Raw genomic sequence first — 17,409 nt, forward strand, 5'->3', positions numbered from 1 at the left:
GCCGCTCGCCCGCCTGGCGGGGGAGCGGCGCGCGATTTTCAGCGCTGGTCCTGGCGGAAGCTGCCGCGTCCGCCACGAAATGCCCCGACGACGGTGCCCTGATCCCAATGGCCCGACAGGATACCGCGCCGGGTGACGCTGCCGATCGGCTTGCGGCGCGCGGCGAGTAGCCGCGCGCGGCGGGTGTCGCGGTCGACCGGCTCTCCGGTCAGAAAGTGGGTGGCGGTCCGCAGCGCGATCATGTCGGCGCAAGGATAGCCACGATCGGGGCATCGTCGATAGGTGCGACGTCGCGCAGCTCCACCATCGCGATCTTCTCGACGCGTTCCGCGCCGACCGGATCGAGATAGACATAGGTGTGATCGGCGAAAACCGGGCTGCACAAGCGCCAGACGACGCCCTTGCGCCCGACGCGGCGATCGGCGCGGCCATCATAGGAGGCGAACGAACCGACGATGCGGACACGCTGTCCGACGCGAAGCCAGTTGGCCGCGCCGCGAATGACGGCGGTCTTTTCGTCGTCGGTCAACGCCGGTCGGCCGATGCCGAACGTCGCGTTAGGATCGCGCGCGATCCGCGCCAGCTTCTCCTCGACCGGCTCGAGCTTCCAGTCCGAGATCGGCCCCGGCTTCGCCTTGTGCATGTGCGTCGTCGGCTTGCCGCCGAATAGATCGTGCTGCACGCCGACGAGGCGACGGTTGAACATCGCCTCATGATAAGCGCGCCGCCATAATGCTTCGGGTGTCGGCGGTTTGCGGGGCGCGCCGTCGCGCATCAGCGCGACCAGCTCGTCAAACGTCGTCTCGTCTACCGTCGCAAAGTTCGGGTCGTAGACCAGTCGCCCTGCGATGCCCCGGCCCTCGCCGGGGCCGGGGTCGTTGGGCTGGGTCACGCGGCCTCCTCCATGTCGGGAGCGGTCTCGATCGCCATCCGGCTCAACAGCCAATCGGCCGCGGCCTGTGCCTGCGTTGCGGCGGTGAAGATGCAACGCTTGTCGTTACGCAGCGCCGACAACCAATTCACCAGATAGGCGGCATGGTCCTCGCGATCGTGGAGCTTGATACCGATCGCACCGCTGACGAACGCGGCCCCTAGCTCGGCGACCAGTTCCTCGCGGGCATAGTCTTCGCGCTTCGTGGAAATGAGGGTGGGGCGGGCGAGCCGATCGACGTGGCCTGTCGCATGGCAAAACTCGTGCGCGAGGGTCGAGTAATAATCATCGTTCGTATGGAAGTCGGTATATTCGGGCATGACGACGTGATCGCTGCTCGGCTGATAATAGGGCTGCGCGCCATGATGCTTGAGGGTGACGGGCACGCGAGCAAAGAGCGCGTCCAGCTCGGCATCCCGCTCGTCGGGATTGATGGCGGTGATGATCGGTGCGGGGGCCGGATACTTCGCCTCGATGCCGTCGATCTGCTCGGCGTTGAAGACGGTGTAGCGCTTGAGGAATGCGACCTGCCGTTTGCCGTCGTCACCTCGCTCGCCGCCCTGATCGTCTTTCCCGTCGTGAACCTCGATCTTGTTGGCATAAACGACCGTCGAGCCCTTCTCACCCTTGCGGACGCAACCGCCGAGCGCGAGGGCCTGTTTGAAGGTCAGCCAATGCGGCGAGCTATAGCCCTTGGTCATCGCTGCGACCCACAGGGACAGAACGTTGATGCCGCGATAGGGGACGCCGGTCGAGCGCAGCGCGATATTGGGCGCGGTGCTGCCGTTCCAAGATTTCGACCAAGGCCGGGTGCCAGCCTCGATCATGACAATCATCTGATCGGTGATTTCCTGATAGATGTCGGCGCGGTTGTCGGTGATCCGTACCATGATTTTTCCTTTCCTTTGAGGCAGAGCCGGTCGCAACAGCAACCGGCTCTGCCTTTCCGGCGAGGAATTGGATGGGGAGGGAGGGCGAGAATCTGACCACTGGCGCGGGCGAGCCGCCCAAGCGCGGCCGGCGCCTACAGGGCGTCGGGTGCCGCGCTTGGCGGATTACACGGGTGATCTGATTGTCGTTCGGGAACGAAAGGGCAGCCGCCCTTGGCGTTCCCCCGCGCTGGCGGCCCTCCGGGGGAGGGCTGCCGCGCCGAAGGGTGCACGCCGCGCCTCCGCGTCCAAGGGTGTGCCACGTGGCACACCGCGCGTGTTTCCAGGGTATACCGTGAGTGGACACACCACACTGAACAGTCTTTCCGTCTAATCAGGGTCCTTTACATAGAGATTGAACACTCCGTGCAAGCGGTCTAGAACCTGACTGAACAGATAGGGCTCCAATGACACTTTTTGGTTACGCGCGCGTATCGACCTCCGAGCAGGATCTTGGGATACAGGAAACCGCGCTGCGTGCCGCTGGCTGCCAGACCATCCGATCGGAGAAAAAATCAGGCAGCGAGCGCGGCGCACGAACCGAATTGCAAGTCCTGCTCGACTTCCTTCGCAAAGGCGACACTTTGGTGGTGACCCGCATTGACCGGCTCGCCCGGTCGATGAAAGATCTGCAGGATCTTGTGCACGAGCTGAAGGGCAGGGGGATTGCTCTCAAGGCGACGGAGCAACCGATCGATACAAGCACAGCAGCGGGAAAAGCATTTCTCGATATGCTCGGCGTGTTTGCCGAGTTCGAGACAAACCTCCGACGCGAACGCCAACTTGAAGGTATCGAGGCAGCAAAGGCCCGGGGCGTCTACAAAGGCGGTAAGCCGCGTATTGATCCCGACGCGGTGCGTAAGTTGATCGCCGACGGTATAAAGCCCGCACATATCGCTCGCCAACTCGGCATCTCCCGAGGCACCGTCTACAAGTTCGTCCCCCGGGTGGATATGGTAACAACTTCCGGGACGTAGGACCGCATTTCCGCTTTCGTGGGTGGAAAGCGGAAGGGCCGCTTTCGGCGGTACCTGACGCGAAGCCGTCGTTCGTTCATGCGTCGCCGGTCGGCAGCTACGGGCGCAATGTCAGCCGTCGCGGCGCAGTCGAGGAAAAGCGCCAGTATTCGCGGAGCGTAAACCGCGCTTCAACCCGTTCGGTCCGCGCAGGCGCGATCGGAGGCGCCGTTGCGCGACATTCGTTGCAGCGCATGGCCAGACGCGCCCTAGGCCATTGAAGCCACTGCACTAAGACCTACCTGGCAGGCCATGAAGGGCAAGAATAACGCGGGCGGGGAGTCGTCAACCTATCAGGATCGGATCATCCTGTTCATCGACTTCCTCGGCTTTAGTGAGATCGTCGGCAGGACGGCGGCAGACGATGTGGCACTGCGGAGGCTTGTGAAAGCCATGGACCGCCTAGGCGAGATCGGCGACGACACCTTCCTCAAGTCGCAGCGGGTGACGCAGTTCTCGGACTCGATCGTCGCCTCCTACAAGGTGACAGAACCCTCGGCAGTGTTCCACTTGCTCAACCAGATCGCGCTCTGCGTGGTCGACTTGACGCACATGGGCTACCTCGTGCGGGGCGGCGTGACGGCCGGCAAGCTGCACCATACCGCGAGACACGTCGTCGGGCCCGCGATGATCGACGCCTACCTCCTTGAGTCCAAGGTCGCGCAGGTCCCCCGGATCGTAATCGATGAAGGCCTGCTGGCGATCGCGCGCGAGTACCGCGACGAGATGCACACTGAGGACGACGAGCAGGAGTATGCCTCGCACTTCATGACCCTCGACCGGGACGGCAGGCACTACTTCGACTACGTCTCATTCCAGTCGGTGGTCGTGGTCACGGGCGGCGAGCCCGACATGTACCCGGAATACCTCGACCGCGTGGGCCAGCACATTCGCGACGGGTTTGCGCATACGGCACTCGAGGTCCGCTCCAAGTACGTGTGGCTGCACCGGCAATACCTCGCCGCCATCGAGCAGGTCGAGTCGCTGCCGGAGGGGCACCCGTTCCGGGTCAATGAGGTCGAGATGGCCCAGGCGATCGTGGCGCTGCCGAAGATGACGGAACGCGCAGAGGAGGTCCGGGCGGAGGCGGTGGCGGCTGGCCTAAAGGTGACAGAGCTGTTTTAGCCCGCGACCCTTTCGGTTGCCGAGCATAGGATTGCGGTGGATGCACGAACCCGCTGCGCGGGAGGGGTGCTCGCGGCACGGTTGAGGTGAACGGGCGAGCGTCGCGGGTGGGTTGAGCGCTGCGGGAGGCGGGCAGAGCATCAGGGCTCCACGAGAAGGAGCCCTGCCGTGAATACTCTCGCCCCTGTTGTTACCGTCAGCCCGCTGCGCCAGCGTCTCATTGACGAGATGGAGATACGGCGGTTCGGCCGAGATACCCAGCGCAACTACCTTCGCGACGTCGGCCGGTTCGCGACGTGGCTGGGGCGGTCGCCCGACACAGCGACGGCGGAAGATCTGCGGCGATTCCAAGTTGAGCAGCGCGACCTAGGTGTGACGGCGCCGACCATGAACAGCATCGTGGCGGCACTGCGCTTCTTCTTCACGCACGCGCTCGACCGTCCCGACCTGGCGCGCAAGCTGGTCCGTACGCGGCACGAGCGCAAGCTGCCGGTGGTGTTGAGCCAGGACGAGGTGGCGCGCTTGCTCGACGCGACCACCTGCCTCAAGCACCAAGCGGCGCTCTCGGTCGCCTATGGTGCTGGTCTTCGCGCGGCCGAAGTCGCGGCGCTCAAGGTGCGTGACGTTGACAGCGAGCGCATGCTGCTCAGGGTCGAGCGCGGCAAAGGCGGCCGCTATCGCAACGCCATGCTCCCATCGGCCCTGTTGGCGCTGCTGCGCGAGTGGTGGAAGGTTGGACGACAAGAGGGCGTGCTGCACGTCGACGGCTGGCTGTTCCCCGGCCAACACTATCTCAAGCCGCTCAGCACGCGGCAGCTGCACCGCATCGTCGTCGATGCGAGCGTGGCGGCGGGCATTGGCAAGCGGGTCGGGCCGCACACCCTGCGGCATTGCTTCGCCACCCACCTGCTTGAGGACGGGATTGACGTCCGCATCATTCAGGCGCTGCTCGGCCACGCCAAGCTGGATACCACTGCCTTCTACACTAAGGTCGCAACCCGGACGTTGCGCAACGTGACCAGCCCGTTCGACCGGCTGGGAGTGACCGCCATGGAGGGGAGATCGTCGAGCGGCTGAGCCCGCATGCGCGTCTCCTTCGAGGTTGCCGACATCTTCCGTGCCGCGGGTCCTGCATACCGCACGGCCCGTGCCGGGCACTTGAGCCTGGACCAGCTCAAGGTGATGACGGCCGTTGAGACCTGCCGCACCGCCGTCATGGGCGGTCATGTCGAGGCCTGCACCGACTGCGGCCACTGGCGGGTCGCTTATAACAGCTGTCGCAATCGGCACTGCCCACGGTGCCAGGGGGCGGCCGCGCGCACCTGGCTCGCCGAGCGCGAGGCCGACCTGCTGCCGGTCGGCTACTTCCACGTGGTCTTCACGCTCCCGGCCGAGGTCGCCGACATCGCCTTCCAGAACAAGGCTGCGATCTACGGCCTGCTGTTCCAGGCGGCATCCGAGACGATGACGATCATTGCTGCTGACCCCAAGCATCTGGGCGCCCGCATCGGCATCACCGCGGTGCTTCACACTTGGGGCTCGGCGATGACCCACCATCCGCATATCCACATGATCGTCCCGGGCGGCGGATTGTCACCTGACGGCAGCCGCTGGGTGTCGTCGCGGCCGGCGTTCCTGCTGCCGGTACGCGTGCTGGGCAAGCTGTTCCGCCACCTGTTCCTGACCAGGTTGACGGCGCTGCACGAGGCCGGGCGGCTCGCGTTCTACGGCAGCATGGCGCACCTCTCCGACCGGCGCGCGTTCCTGCGCTATCTGTCGCCGGTTCGGAAGAAGCGCTGGGTCGTCTACGCCAAGCCCCCGTTCGCCGGGCCGGAGACGGTGCTAGCCTATCTGTCGCGCTACACCCACCGCGTCGCCATTTCGAACAGCCGGCTTCTGCGCTTTGACGAGACCGGCGTCACCTTCCGCTACAAGGACTATCGCCGCGGCGGTGCCGACCGGCAGCAGGTCATGACACTCGCCGCCGACGAGTTCATCCGCCGCTTCCTTCTCCACGTCCTCCCAAAGGGCTTCCACCGCATTCGTCACTACGGCCTGCTCGCCGGTGCATCTCGTAAGGCCCATCTGGATCACGTCCGCCAGCTACTCGGGGTGGCGCTCCCGGCCGCGGCCGATACGCCAACCGAACCGGACGAGATTCGGCCACCATGCCCGTGCTGTGGTGGGCGCATGGTCGTCGTCGAGACCTTTGAACGTCAGCGCCAGCCCCGCGCACCACCGGCGCGTGAACTACTATCCGGGACGCAGGCGTCGTGACCCGGCACGGCACGGCCGCGCCATATCCCGCAGCACCGATGCTTGCGGAGCTGATGTCACATGCCCCGATCGCCGTCCGACGCCAACCATATCGAGTAGAGCCGGGTTACCTTGGCTGGCGAAACCATCACGTCGACCCGAATTCCGACGGTCCGCATCCAAATCCGTGCCCGCATCCGCTATGTCGCTGGTCACCGCAGCAGGTCGGAAACTGAAAACCCCATAGCGCATCGCCTGTGGCCCGCGGGTTCGGGCCTCCAAGACTTTCGTACGCCTGCCGGCATCCGAAACTCTTCAGGAAAGCCGCCTATCCGATTTCGGCCAGCGATCGCTGGTAAGCGGCCGCTCAGTCATGCGGCGGGGAAGTGGGCTTGAACGCCTCCCGTTGGGGGATAACAGCTCGTCCGCATTTTCCGTATCCATTAACGTGAGAAGACGTTCGTTCAAATGGCAACCAAAGCGGTGTAAACGCTAAGGATATAAATAATCAAATGCCTCCTTTTGAGGCTTTTACATGTTTGAATACTGATACCCATACTTTGGCGGAACAATGTCTTTCAAGCCAAAGGTGAAGTAATACTTTCTCGCAGACCTCCACCCACGCTGAAAGCTCGGAATTCTAAAATCTGCCTTCTTCTCACCGCGCCAGTTGTTAGGATCGATCCAGGTTCCCATGATTAAATCTCGTTCGCTCGGCGTGAGACCCATAACACCGTACTTCGACTGCAATATTTTATCTCTCTTTCGAGTGACCCGTTTCATTGCGTTGACTAGCCATCCATCCAAGGAAGCGAGAGGCGTATCGTCATCGAGTAGCGCATAAAAGCTCATTAAGCCGCGCATTTTTTTAAGTTTTTTGCCATCGTACATCATGGCACTCAACTCAACCTCGCTAAGCCCGCCGTAGAGATAGTTTCGAATTTCGCTGATAAGACCGAGAACATCCCAATCATAGCCAGCAAATCTATCTACACGATGGGAGTTAAGCGATACAGTTTTTATGTAATATATAAGATATATATTCATTAAACGAGATATACGTCGTTTAATTCGCGCAATGGTGGCATCTGACAAAGTCAGCCCCTTTGGCATAAAACGATAGCCAAGATAATCGATAAAGGGAGTGGTGCGAATCTCTCCAGGCTTTTCTGCCAAAATGGCAATACCTGGCGATTTCTTGACATTAATCAATATTCCAGTGTCTTTACAATGCGCCTGGAAGCAGCCCTCAATCGTAACGGCGCTCTCGTAGCTCCCGCAAACCGCAGTGACATCATCGGCAAATCGAACAAACTTTCCCGGCATCTTTTCAAGTCGGACGTCAAGATTATGATTTGCCAAGTTTGCCAGCAGCAGGGATATCGAAGAACCCTGCGGCGTACCTCGACGTCGCGTACCAAACCTCCCCAACGCATATTCATTTCGTTGCGCGTGCTGATGAAACATAAACTCCCTGACAGCCGCCTTTTCAGCATCTGTCATAATAAGGAGGTTGCGATCATCCATAAGATTTCGCAGCAACGCACTGGGGATTGATTCAAAGTAGTTAGTAAAATCAACTTGAACGGAATATATTTTATCAGTTGATACAATGTATCCGCGGAGATCTAAAACCGCATCAAATATGTTTTTGTCAGGATGATACGCGAAGGAATGCGGAGAAAAGCGCTTCAGATTTCTTTCCCGGACCCTTCGCATTAGCACGTTTGCAAGCGCAGAATCCGGAATTGAAAACGCCATGATATCGCGCTTACCCCCTCCCGGCTTGTCAATTTGAAAGTGAACGGCCGGGCGAGGCTTATATTGCTGCAACTGAACCTTGTGCCAAATTACTTTGGACAGAAAATTGGCATTTCGTTTGCAATATTTTGGATCAAAATGTCGATCTGGGTATAAATTTGCCGCAGTCGCAGGCGCTAGAGCCACAACTCCTGTTCGCTTTTCGAAGCGCTCGCGATGTTCACGTGCGGTTTTTTCTTCGGCGACGGCTTTGGCGAAAAGGCGATTGCAGAGACTCTTTATTTCGCGTCTGATCGCGGTCCGCATTGGCCAAAGTATCCCAGTGATGTTTCGGTGGGAGCCGAGAAGAAAAATTTCCACCTCGGCATAAACCTCGGTGTTCTCAATTGTTTTGCATTCACAGAAGCTGGTCGTGCAAAATTCTCAAGGCATAGAGCGCCATCAGCGCCCTGTTATTTTGGCCCCCACCTCGGCTACTACGCCACTGTGCGTTTGGTAAGCCGCGACCCTAGGTCCTGTCAAACCCCTCTCTAAATCAAGCGCGAAGCGAGGCGTCGCTCGCCGTCCAAGCGCCCGAACATGGTCTACGGAAGTATCTCTTGGGTCGATGTTTATCGCATGATCGAACGTCCAAATTTGGACGTGTGGGCGGTCCTGCGAAGGTCTGTTTTGGGTTCTACCTTCGGTAGGTGTCGACCAAAGCCGGATGTTCAATGCGTCACTGCGAACGTCCACTTATGGCTACACTCTGATCGATGTATACGGAATTTATGGTTGCGCTTGCGGGAGAAATCGATGCCAAAGTGGTTGAAGGCGGTGTTCCGCTTCTTCGTCAGCGAACCGAAGGCTCGGCGGCCGGTTCCCCGGCCGACTGGCAATGCTCCGCGTCCGCGATCCTACCCGCTCATCTGTTTTAAGGAACACGTCGGAGAAGGTCGGCCAGAAATGCTTCACTGGAAGGCCAGCCACCCCTCCACGATACGCCGCTTCAAGGCGGAGGTGACGTGCTCGCACGGGCACGGCATCGCCCTTCGCGACCATACGATCGAAGCCGACGGCCGAGTCGTTCCCAGCATCGTGTGCAGGACGCCGGGCTGCGATTTCCACGAGATTGTCCGGCTCGAAGGCTGGCGAGCAGGCAGGATTCCCGCCGCGCTCTAGGCGGCGAGGCAGTTCAACTCGCTGCGGAGACGGTCCGGCTCGATCCGGGTACCCTTGTCGTCGAACGCGTAGAGAAGCGATATCCGCTCGCCGTTCCATTGGTAGCGGTAGTGGACCGCTTGGAGGGTCTGCTCCAGAATCGACCCGTTCAGCACGGAGATCGCCGTCGCGCTGGGGCGTTCGATCGGGTGGAATAGCACCCCGTCGACATCGTCCCCGATCGACTTGCCTAGGTCGCGTCCACGGTCCCGCACCTCCTCCGCGCCGAGGTCGCGCAGATCGACGAACCGGCCCGACAGCGGCGTCTTGAACATGCGCATGTCCAAGCCGATTGGGCCGTCCGAAGTGCAGGCGAGAAAGCGCTGACGCTTTGCCACGGAGATCGCCAGCGCGGTCTGCCGGTCGGCAGCGACCTCGAGGCACGGACGGTCGGCGTCAAAGAAGGTGCTGCCGTCCGGATGCCCGTAGGCGAAGGGGGCGAGATTCCAGTTCTGGAGGCGCGCCGACGTCTTCGGATCCTTGTTTTCCATACTGGCGATGCGAGCCTGTGACTGGAGGCGAGGGTTGGTCAGGTTCTCGATATCGACAAGGGCATCAATGCGGTCGTTGGCGACCAGCCCCTCGTACACCGACACCGGAGGGAAACGGGACGGGATGAGCCGGAAGGTTTCGCCATTCCACGGCACGACGGGTCCGATCTTAACCGCCACGCTGGGCATCCAGAAAGCGCTTCACCTTGTAGAGGCTGGTGACCTTGCCCTCGAGCATCACGTCGAGCGCGCTGGCCCCGTCGAAATACGTGTTCTTCTTGCGCACCCACTCCTCGCCGCGCTCGTCGACGGTGAAGAGGATCCGCAGCGATTTCCAGATGCCGAAGATATAGGAGAGCCGCTCCTGCGTGTCGGCGGGCAGGTTGCCGCCTTCCTTCTTCCATTTGAAGAAGGTCGAACGGCCAGGGGAACCTAGCAGCAGGATCTGCTCGTCGGTGGACAGGCCCCACCGCTCGGCCATTGCGAAGAAGGCCTCCAGCTCGGCCGGAATCCCCGTTCGCCCAACGGCCGCATGGGCGTCGGGGGCGCTAATCGCCATTTTAAATCACTCCTTGTCCAAATATGGACTTGACGCATAAATAGGTCCCAATACATACGTTGTCCAGATCGAGACTCTTCCGACACTTTAGTCCAGATGATCCGATCGTCAAGAGTCCCGGCGAGCTGGCCGGCATTGCACTGGAGCAAAAGACACAATGACCATCTTCGACCCAAGGCGCGATCGCGCCGCCGACGAGTTCCCCGTCAACGGCGAACTCATCAAATTCGACGACGCCATCATCAGGGTGCGCGAGGCGCTCAATGCCGCCGGGCTGACCCCGGCCAGCGAGCATCAGGCCGTCATGATCGAGAACGGACGCACCACCCATATGACAACGGACGCTAAGATCGTCCTTGCCGATCATCCTCATGGTCAGCTGCGTGCCGCCCTGTCCGACGAGGCCTACGCTTTCACCGTGAACGAGATCGGGCAGATCTGGCCCACGGATCAGATCGAGACGGACGAGTTCAACCGTATCTGGCCGGCCCCCGAGGGGCAGGACTGGGTTCTGGAGCGGAAGGACGAACCGGACGTGGTTCTCCGGCCGGGCAGCGCCATCGCGTTCGGCCCGAAGGGCGTCGAGCACGTCGTCTCGCGCAAGCATCACGGTGCCGACAAGCTGCTGGTGACGGTCATGACGCTCAGCGGCGTGTTCCCGGCCGAAGGCGGTCTGCGCGTCAAGAGCGATGAGACGATATCCTCCGTGCTGGAGAAGGCGGCGCGGAAGCTCGACCTTGCAGACACGTCGGGTTGGGTCGTCAGCGTCGCAGGCAACGACATCAACGCCTCGCTCACCTTCGGGCAGGCGGGCCTGACCGGTACCGTCGAACTCGACTGGATGCCGCGCGAAGGTGGCGGCGGCAATGCTTGAACTGATCTCGCGGGCGGCGTTCGAGGCGGACGTAAGCCGCCTCGACGTCGCTGCCGTGCGTCGCTGGGGTTGGGAGATCGTGTCGGCGCAGTACCCCGTCTTCGACGTAATCTTCCACCATCCGACCGCGGCGGCGCTGCGCCTGCGGCTGGAATGCGAGCAGTGGAACGAGATGCCGCCCAGCATCCAGCTCCTGCGTGCCGACGGCACGCAGGTGGATGCGGCGCCGCCGTGCCTGGGCGGCATCTTTCATCCGTACCCACATCCGGTAACCGGGCGTCTATTCGTGTGTATGCGTGGGGTGCGAGAATACCATACCCATGAAAGCCACCTTACCGAATTGTGGTCGAACTATCGCGGCACGTCGGGCAACGACCTCATCGGCATTGTCACCCAGATCTACCGGTCATGGAAGAAGGCAGTAGGATGACCGCGCTAAGCTGCACCACCGACACGCTCGCACGAACCATCGACATCCTGCGTGCGGGCGGCGCGCGTTCCGAGGAACGCGTCGTCCTCTGGCTGGGGCCTGTCTCCGCCATCCGCGAACCTATGCCGGTTACGGAGGTCTACGAGCCCGATCAGATCACCGACATCGACTACTTTAAATTGCCGCCTGCGAGCCTGCGCGCCCTGATGAACCATCTGCGCGGCGCACGTCTGAAGATACTTGCGCAGGTCCATAGCCATCCCGGTCGTGCATTCCATTCGGAGGCCGACGACGAATGGGCGATCGTCCGCCATGTCGGCGCGCTTTCGCTAGTGCTGCCGGAGTTCGCTCGCAGCACGACGTCGGCGAACTTCGCGGAGCAGGCCGCCAGCTATCGCCTTTCGGGCGAAAACCAATGGGTTCGCGTACCGACGGGCGGACCCGACGGGTGCATCGGAGTAGGGCGATGATCACCGCCAGGCAGGAGAATGCGCGGATGCTCGCGTCGGCGCTCGGCATCGACGAGGATGCCGCATCGGTCCGTCTGGAAGGCAGCATCTTGGTCACGGTGGAGGAGCGCGCTTCCTGCGCCGACTGGGCCGGGGAGATCTGCGATCTTCTCGATCGAACCATGGCCGTGACCCACGATCCGGCGGACGGCGTGAAGGTCGAACTCGTCGTCGGCGATGCTGCGCCGCGTTCGAACGCCAAGCGGGTGTACGCGAGGATTGACGCCTCGAAGGCGGTGATAGGCCTCGAGCCGTCCAAGACGGCGTCCTCCGAGCCGCACCCGCTCTTCGCGGCGATCGCGGCGTGTCCGGCGGCGGCGGCTGCTCTGTCTCTGGCGATCGGCGCTGAGGAACTTCCGAAGGTCAGCCTTCCGATCACCGTATCGTTCGACCAGCTCGGCATCCCGCGCGAGGCCCTGAACATGTCTATCGACTTTGACGGCGCGGTGCTGATCGGCGCGGGCGCCGTCGGTAACGCTTTCCTGCGGGCGCTGCGTCACGTCGACGCCCGGGGTACGCTGCCGATCGTCGATCCCAAGGCCGTCGGCGGAGGCAACCCGAACCGGTGCCTCTATTTCACCGAGGCGGACGTCGGGCGCCCCAAGGCGGAAGCCCTGGCCAACAACGCCGAATCTGATTTTCCGGAGGTCGCCCTCACCCATCACGATTGGGATTTCCATGAATATGTGAAGCAGAACGGGCCCCAGCGCACTGCGATCGTCACCGTCGACAGCCGCCGCGTGCGTCGCGCGATCCAGGCGGAGGTTCCCGGACGAGTGTTCGACGCCTCGACCACCGACATTCGGGCGGTCGTCGTCCATTCTCATCGCCAGCCAACAGAGGAGGCATGCCTGTCGTGCATCTATCGCCACGTTCTCGACGAGCATGCACGGGAAAGGGCCATCGCCGACGGGCTTGGAATCAGTCTGGACATGGTTAGGGAAAGTCTCATTTCCGTCGATGCGGCGGCACTGATCGCCGCCGCCAACGCGGGAATCCAGCCAGCGGCAATCGAGGGCATGGCCTATGACAGCCTATTCAAGCAGCTGTGTGCCGAGCAGGCGCTGAAGTCTGCGGAGGGCAAGCAGGTGCTCGCCCCCTTCGCCTTCGTCAGTGCTTTGGCCGGCGGCCTGCTGGTGGTCGAGATGCTGCGCGTCCAGGCCGCCGTGGCCGACACCAACTATTGGCAGGTCGATCCATGGGGTTCGCCCATCGGGAAGCTCCGCAGCAGTCGCCCCCGCACGGTGGATTGCGAATTCTGCTCGATCCCGCACTTCTTGGCCATCGCCGACCAGCTGTGGAGGGACATGCCGGACGCGGCGTGAGGAGTCGAGTCGTTGACTGCAGCTAACGTGCGAGACACCTCGACGTAGACATCGACGTGATTCAGGAACTTGCCGAGGAGATGGCGCCCGAAGACGGCTGCCTCAGCGTCATCGACAGCCTGGACGACGACGCGGAGTCCACCACCGCCTTCACTCGCCGCGGTCTCGACTACCTCGACGAACTCCTCGACCAGCGCCGCTCAGACTTCACGACAGAAAGCTGACCGGTCACGCGGCCCTCGGCGGATGGATACGCAGATCACGATGCTGCTCTTATACCCAAAGCTGGGGATGGCGATGTCAATCCCCGGCTTGCCGTCGGGCAGCGGTCGACCCTTGGCGAATTTGAGCGTCGAGCGCGCATCGATGTCCTTCTGCGCCGTCTTTGCGGGCTGATCGGGCCAGATTCCGGCGGCGCTCTTGCCCGCCTTGACGCTTCCTTCTCGGCTGCGGTGTTGCGCTGCTTGGGCGCTGCCGCTAGCGTAGCATCCACAATCTGTCCCCCCATGGGCAGGTATCCGCGCTCCCGCAGTTGAAGGTCGAAGGCGGCGAACAGCGTATCGATGGCACCGGCCCGGGTCAGCTTCTCGCGGAACATCCGGATCGTGTTCTGGTCAGGCGTGATCGCGCCCAGTTCGAAGCCTAGGAACCGCAACCAACTCAGCCGATCGCGGATCAGGAACTCCATGCGCGCGTCGCTGACAGTGTTCTGCGCCGCCAGAATCAGCACTTTGAACATTGCCACCGGATCTTAGGGTGGCCGGCCACCCTTCGCACCATTGCCGCAGGCTAGCGCCTTCTCCAGCGCCGGGCGGAATACTTCGGAGTTCACCACTCGGACCATTATCTCAAGCGGGTCGCCGCAATCCGACAGGCGCTTAGCTGATCCGATAACCCGAACAATCCCGCCTGACGCATCTGCCGCCAGGAGCAGTGAGGCATCTTCTGTCGAATAATGCCAGGGTTATTGGGGCTGCCCAGCTGTTCTCCGTTGGTCAGCGTATACACGAACTTGCCTCCGCATTACGGAGTGTCGGCGTGCTCGATCAGATCGATTACGTCTCCTATAATGCGGCGCATGCCACGGCGCGCCCACGAAGCGTCCCGGATCAGGATTGCTTCGTATACCGTCGCATGATCAACAACGCTGGCGGTACGCCCTTTTACACGATTAGTGAAGCGGATTGAGGTGCGTAGCGCAGTTTCTACGACATCACGAAACTGCACGTAAAACGGGTTGTTTGAAGCCTGCAATACGGCAACGTGAAACGCAATGTCGCTTTCAAGCACATCGTCCGAGCCGCATTCGGCCGCCTCCATGCGGGTGAGCCCGGCACGAATGCTCGCGTGCTGTTCGGCAGTGCCATGATGCGCGGCAAGCGCGGCAGCCTCTGGCTCTATCGCGATCCGAAGTTCGTTGAAGTGCTTTAGCAATTCGAGCGAGAACTTTCGCTCTAACAGCCAGCGCAGAACGTCAGTGTCGAACAGGTTCCAGCGCATCGTTGGCTGTACAACTGTCCCCTGCCTTGGTCGAGCGCTCACTAGCCCCTTGGCCGTCAGCATCTTGACCGCCTCGCGCGTGACTGAGCGGCTGACGCCGTGCTGTTTGGCGAGTTCCGCTTCGGTCAGGAACGGCTTATCCTCGTAAGCCCCGGTCACAATCGCGCGTCCTAGAGCCTCCAGTAATCCATAGGTTAGGTTCCGGCCGAGATCGGGGAAGACCGCGCTACCCGTCAGGTCATCCATCGCATGCCCAGTCACTCATCAAAACATGTTGGCCATCAATACACGTGAACGTACGGGTTCAAGACAGAAATGGGCATTCACCACCCGAACACTAAGTTGATTGCCGCGAGACATCCGAGTCCGTGGAACAAGCTTATATAGCGAACGTCGCTCCCGCAAAGGTGCACAAGCTGGCTCCCGCGCCAGGCTGAGTTGCGCTTGCAAACGGGGCCTACCGCGCGCATCAAAGCCACCAAGCTGCTAGATCGTGTGGCGCTATCGCCCGGCCACCTAATACGAAGGGGCCTGCCGAAGCGGGTGCGGTCCAAGCTGTCGGCCCATAATTGAAGGCGAACTGAAGTGTACCCCTGCGGCGCAGGCGTACAGTGTCGGGAAGATCGAGCGGCGCAATCCCAGCGCGACGGGCTGCGGCTTTCATCAAGGATCGGTTGAAGGGGCCGTCGCCCGTGCAGCCGACGTACCAGATGCGATCGTTTGAAACCACTGCCGCGCCGCCGTCGTCCTCATAACTAGCAACAGGTTTTAATGTGCTGTTTAGCAATTCGCGCCAACCTGTCGCTGCGCCTGAGATACCACCACCCAAGACAGGATAGCTGGTGCCCATGCGCAGTGTACCGACCTGAGACACCTGCACCGGCAACAGCTTTTGCAGCGGGCCAGGTGGCAGATTGTCGGGGACAGCGAAATCTTCAGTCTTGGCACCGCTACGCGGCCCTATGACGGCAGTACCACGAAACGCTGCAAGCCGCTGGACGAGGGACTCGCGGATCACGCGTACGGAGGGAATTACCACCAGTCGATAGCCGTCCAATCTGGCGTCAGGCCGTACAATATCGACGTTAAGTCCGAGCGCTCTTAGCCCGCCGTACCAGCCTTGCGCCTGCGCAAGGTGGTCCTGATCGGCGCCATTTGGCTGAATTGCGGTCATCCATACGGTCTCGTAATCGAACACCAGCGCGACGTCGCCGCGTGTTGTGGCGGGCAGGGGACCAAGCTTTGCGATTTCCTCGGCTACAAGTGCAGCCTCGCGTCCCCCTGGAGAGATCGTGCCGTTAGGTAGGTTGAGCCCGGCGTGCATCTGCTCGGGACCGACCAGCCCTTGACGCCAGCGGAAGTAGCTTACTGTCGCGGCACCATGGGCAAATGCCTCCCATGTCCATAGCCGCACCATGCCTGGAAACGGCATTGGGTTATAGCGCGCCCAATTCACTGGCCCGGGCTGCTGCTCCATGACCCAGAATGGCGCGGGGTTGATCGCGCGCATCATGTCGTGGTTCCAACCGGTGATATCGGGCGCACCAGTCCGATCCCATTGTGGCGTTTCGCGGCCGGCGGCGACACCGAGAGGGTAGCTGTCCCACGAGGAAAAATCGAGGGTGTCGCCGATTTGAAACTGGTCGAATTCGGTGAAATTGCCCATAAAATTAGTCGTTATCGCCCGCCCCGGAGATAACGGGCGGATCGCATCGACCTGCGCCTGATGAAACAGCAGGATCTGCTCGCTGGCGTAGCGTCGAAAATCAAGCAGCTTGTCGGGAGAAGGGTCGGTCGGCGTGGCGATTGGAAGGCCGACCTCCTCGAAGTCGGCAACCTGCTGTGACCAGACGACCGCACCCCAAGCAGCGTTCAGGCGCTCGACGCTGCCGTACTTCGCCTTTAGCCACGCCCGAAAGCCAGAAAGATCTAGTGGGCCGTAAGATAACGTGGTGTCATGACAGCCATATTCATTGTCGATCTGCCATCCGACGATTGAGGGATGCTTTCCGTAGCGCTGCGCGAGCGCCTGCGCGATGCGTGCGCTCTCTTGTCGGTAGCGCACACTGGAAAAGGTATAGTAGCGACGCGACCCTAACCCTTTGACCCGGCCATCCGGGCCGACCGGCAGTATTTCAGGCAGTTCATCGATCATCCATGCCGGTGGCGTGGCAGTGGGCGTTCCGAGGATGATGCCGAGCCCGGCTGTGCCAAGCGTCGCGACGACGCGGTCGAGCCAAGCCCAATTGTACTGACCGCGCCTTGGCTCCATTAGCGTCCAGGCAAATTCGGCGATGCGGACCCGACTAATCCCCCGCGCCGCCATGCTGGCGGCATCGGTCTGCCAGCGGCTTTCCGGCCACTGTTCTGGGTAGTAGCATACGCCGAGCCGTGGCGCGTCGGTAGCCGATGCAGAAGCGGCCCGCAGCGCAGTTGGCGACAGCGCGCCCGCCAAACTCGCCCCGGCCGATTTCAAAATCGTGCGGCGACTCACTGCGTCCAT

General features: G+C 61.6%; 18 protein-coding genes and 1 pseudogene. 10 read left to right on the plus strand and 9 right to left on the minus strand.

Annotated features, from left to right (window positions below):
* Positions 1-38: 38 nt before the first annotated feature.
* The 3 genes from AC3ANX_RS20680 to AC3ANX_RS20690 are packed head-to-tail and all read right to left on the minus strand — an operon-like array spanning position 39 to position 1,821.
* Positions 39-242, minus strand: coding sequence for a hypothetical protein (locus AC3ANX_RS20680; RefSeq protein ID WP_488337043.1), 204 nt, complete (start codon positions 240-242; stop codon positions 39-41).
* Entirely contained in the window at positions 239-892 is a 654-nt protein-coding gene (locus AC3ANX_RS20685) for a hypothetical protein (RefSeq protein ID WP_488337044.1), read from the minus strand. The genes AC3ANX_RS20680 and AC3ANX_RS20685 overlap by 4 nt, the downstream gene beginning before the upstream one ends.
* Positions 889-1,821, minus strand: coding sequence for an ArdC family protein (locus tag AC3ANX_RS20690; RefSeq protein WP_488337129.1), 933 nt, complete (start codon positions 1,819-1,821; stop codon positions 889-891). Before AC3ANX_RS20690 ends, AC3ANX_RS20685 begins: the two co-directional genes overlap by 4 nt.
* A 446-nt stretch (positions 1,822-2,267) precedes the next feature.
* On the opposite strand from AC3ANX_RS20690, the gene AC3ANX_RS20695 reads away from it, so the two are divergent.
* The 4 genes from AC3ANX_RS20695 (at position 2,268) to AC3ANX_RS20710 (ending at position 6,278) form a co-directional block, all read left to right on the plus strand.
* Positions 2,268-2,837: a recombinase family protein gene (locus AC3ANX_RS20695; protein ID WP_488337045.1), complete on the plus strand. Its 570-nt coding sequence runs from the start codon at positions 2,268-2,270 to the stop codon at positions 2,835-2,837.
* Positions 2,838-3,128: 291 nt separating this feature from the next.
* Positions 3,129-4,001, plus strand: a complete 873-nt coding sequence (locus AC3ANX_RS20700) for a hypothetical protein (protein ID WP_488337046.1) — start codon at positions 3,129-3,131, stop codon at positions 3,999-4,001.
* Between the two features lie 228 nt (positions 4,002-4,229).
* Complete coding sequence (locus AC3ANX_RS20705; protein ID WP_488337130.1) at positions 4,230-5,078, plus strand: tyrosine-type recombinase/integrase; 849 nt, start codon at positions 4,230-4,232, stop codon at positions 5,076-5,078.
* A 6-nt stretch (positions 5,079-5,084) separates the two neighbouring features.
* Positions 5,085-6,278: an IS91 family transposase gene (locus AC3ANX_RS20710; RefSeq protein ID WP_488337047.1), complete on the plus strand. Its 1,194-nt coding sequence runs from the start codon at positions 5,085-5,087 to the stop codon at positions 6,276-6,278.
* Positions 6,279-6,788: 510 nt separating this feature from the next.
* Here AC3ANX_RS20710 and AC3ANX_RS20715 read toward each other — a convergent pair.
* Entirely contained in the window at positions 6,789-8,324 is a 1,536-nt protein-coding gene (locus AC3ANX_RS20715) for a reverse transcriptase domain-containing protein (protein ID WP_488337048.1), read from the minus strand.
* Between the two features lie 489 nt (positions 8,325-8,813).
* Here AC3ANX_RS20715 and AC3ANX_RS20720 point away from each other — a divergent pair, with 489 nt between their 5' ends.
* Positions 8,814-9,179 carry a hypothetical protein gene (locus AC3ANX_RS20720; RefSeq protein ID WP_488337049.1) on the plus strand — a complete coding sequence of 122 codons (366 nt, stop codon included), beginning with the start codon at positions 8,814-8,816 and terminating at the stop codon, positions 9,177-9,179.
* Here the strand turns inward: AC3ANX_RS20720 and AC3ANX_RS20725 are convergent.
* Positions 9,176-9,898 (minus strand): RES family NAD+ phosphorylase, encoded by a 723-nt coding sequence (locus tag AC3ANX_RS20725; protein ID WP_488337050.1) that lies wholly within the window; start codon positions 9,896-9,898, stop codon positions 9,176-9,178. The genes AC3ANX_RS20720 and AC3ANX_RS20725 overlap by 4 nt on opposite strands.
* Positions 9,879-10,268 (minus strand): MbcA/ParS/Xre antitoxin family protein, encoded by a 390-nt coding sequence (locus AC3ANX_RS20730; RefSeq protein ID WP_488337051.1) that lies wholly within the window; start codon positions 10,266-10,268, stop codon positions 9,879-9,881. The genes AC3ANX_RS20725 and AC3ANX_RS20730 overlap by 20 nt, the downstream gene beginning before the upstream one ends.
* A gap of 157 nt (positions 10,269-10,425) precedes the next feature.
* Between AC3ANX_RS20730 and AC3ANX_RS20735 the strand changes: the two genes are divergently transcribed.
* From AC3ANX_RS20735 to AC3ANX_RS20755, 5 genes are read left to right on the plus strand one after another with little or no spacing between them, the layout of a single operon-like run.
* Entirely contained in the window at positions 10,426-11,142 is a 717-nt protein-coding gene (locus AC3ANX_RS20735; RefSeq protein ID WP_488337052.1) for a hypothetical protein, read from the plus strand.
* Complete coding sequence (locus AC3ANX_RS20740; RefSeq protein ID WP_488337053.1) at positions 11,135-11,572, plus strand: hypothetical protein; 438 nt, start codon at positions 11,135-11,137, stop codon at positions 11,570-11,572. The genes AC3ANX_RS20735 and AC3ANX_RS20740 overlap by 8 nt, the downstream gene beginning before the upstream one ends.
* Entirely contained in the window at positions 11,569-12,042 is a 474-nt protein-coding gene (locus AC3ANX_RS20745; RefSeq protein ID WP_488337054.1) for a hypothetical protein, read from the plus strand. Before AC3ANX_RS20740 ends, AC3ANX_RS20745 begins: the two co-directional genes overlap by 4 nt.
* Positions 12,039-13,406, plus strand: a complete 1,368-nt coding sequence (locus AC3ANX_RS20750) for a ThiF family adenylyltransferase (RefSeq protein ID WP_488337055.1) — start codon at positions 12,039-12,041, stop codon at positions 13,404-13,406. Before AC3ANX_RS20745 ends, AC3ANX_RS20750 begins: the two co-directional genes overlap by 4 nt.
* Before the next feature lie 56 nt (positions 13,407-13,462).
* Positions 13,463-13,630, plus strand: a complete 168-nt coding sequence (locus AC3ANX_RS20755; RefSeq protein ID WP_488337056.1) for a hypothetical protein — start codon at positions 13,463-13,465, stop codon at positions 13,628-13,630.
* Positions 13,631-13,663: 33 nt separating this feature from the next.
* Here AC3ANX_RS20755 and AC3ANX_RS20760 read toward each other — a convergent pair.
* The 3 genes and pseudogenes from AC3ANX_RS20760 to AC3ANX_RS20770 all read right to left on the minus strand — a co-directional run.
* A pseudogene (locus AC3ANX_RS20760) lies at positions 13,664-14,324 on the minus strand (transposase); the annotation flags it as partial.
* Positions 14,325-14,429: 105 nt separating this feature from the next.
* Positions 14,430-15,152 (minus strand): FadR/GntR family transcriptional regulator, encoded by a 723-nt coding sequence (locus AC3ANX_RS20765; RefSeq protein WP_488337057.1) that lies wholly within the window; start codon positions 15,150-15,152, stop codon positions 14,430-14,432.
* A 223-nt stretch (positions 15,153-15,375) separates the two neighbouring features.
* Complete coding sequence (locus AC3ANX_RS20770) at positions 15,376-17,409, minus strand: beta-galactosidase (RefSeq protein WP_488337058.1); 2,034 nt, start codon at positions 17,407-17,409, stop codon at positions 15,376-15,378.

Source organism: Sphingomonas sp. BRN-1R, assembly GCF_057748035.1.

What these genes read in the sequence shown, in the direction of transcription:
- AC3ANX_RS20680 (WP_488337043.1), bottom strand. Translation starts at nt 242, where the DNA reads ATGATCGCGCTGCGGACCGCCACCCACTTTCTGACCGGAGAGCCGGTC.
- AC3ANX_RS20690 (WP_488337129.1), bottom strand. Translation starts at nt 1,821, where the DNA reads ATGGTACGGATCACCGACAACCGCGCCGACATCTATCAGGAAATCACC.
- AC3ANX_RS20695 (WP_488337045.1), top strand. Translation starts at nt 2,268, where the DNA reads ATGACACTTTTTGGTTACGCGCGCGTATCGACCTCCGAGCAGGATCTT.
- AC3ANX_RS20700 (WP_488337046.1), top strand. Translation starts at nt 3,129, where the DNA reads ATGAAGGGCAAGAATAACGCGGGCGGGGAGTCGTCAACCTATCAGGAT.
- AC3ANX_RS20705 (WP_488337130.1), top strand. Translation starts at nt 4,230, where the DNA reads ATGGAGATACGGCGGTTCGGCCGAGATACCCAGCGCAACTACCTTCGC.
- AC3ANX_RS20710 (WP_488337047.1), top strand. Translation starts at nt 5,085, where the DNA reads ATGCGCGTCTCCTTCGAGGTTGCCGACATCTTCCGTGCCGCGGGTCCT.
- AC3ANX_RS20715 (WP_488337048.1), bottom strand. Translation starts at nt 8,324, where the DNA reads ATGCGGACCGCGATCAGACGCGAAATAAAGAGTCTCTGCAATCGCCTT.
- AC3ANX_RS20720 (WP_488337049.1), top strand. Translation starts at nt 8,814, where the DNA reads ATGCCAAAGTGGTTGAAGGCGGTGTTCCGCTTCTTCGTCAGCGAACCG.
- AC3ANX_RS20725 (WP_488337050.1), bottom strand. Translation starts at nt 9,898, where the DNA reads ATGCCCAGCGTGGCGGTTAAGATCGGACCCGTCGTGCCGTGGAATGGC.
- AC3ANX_RS20730 (WP_488337051.1), bottom strand. Translation starts at nt 10,268, where the DNA reads ATGGCGATTAGCGCCCCCGACGCCCATGCGGCCGTTGGGCGAACGGGG.
- AC3ANX_RS20735 (WP_488337052.1), top strand. Translation starts at nt 10,426, where the DNA reads ATGACCATCTTCGACCCAAGGCGCGATCGCGCCGCCGACGAGTTCCCC.
- AC3ANX_RS20740 (WP_488337053.1), top strand. Translation starts at nt 11,135, where the DNA reads ATGCTTGAACTGATCTCGCGGGCGGCGTTCGAGGCGGACGTAAGCCGC.
- AC3ANX_RS20745 (WP_488337054.1), top strand. Translation starts at nt 11,569, where the DNA reads ATGACCGCGCTAAGCTGCACCACCGACACGCTCGCACGAACCATCGAC.
- AC3ANX_RS20750 (WP_488337055.1), top strand. Translation starts at nt 12,039, where the DNA reads ATGATCACCGCCAGGCAGGAGAATGCGCGGATGCTCGCGTCGGCGCTC.
- AC3ANX_RS20765 (WP_488337057.1), bottom strand. Translation starts at nt 15,152, where the DNA reads ATGGATGACCTGACGGGTAGCGCGGTCTTCCCCGATCTCGGCCGGAAC.
- AC3ANX_RS20770 (WP_488337058.1), bottom strand. Translation starts at nt 17,409, where the DNA reads ATGGACGCAGTGAGTCGCCGCACGATTTTGAAATCGGCCGGGGCGAGT.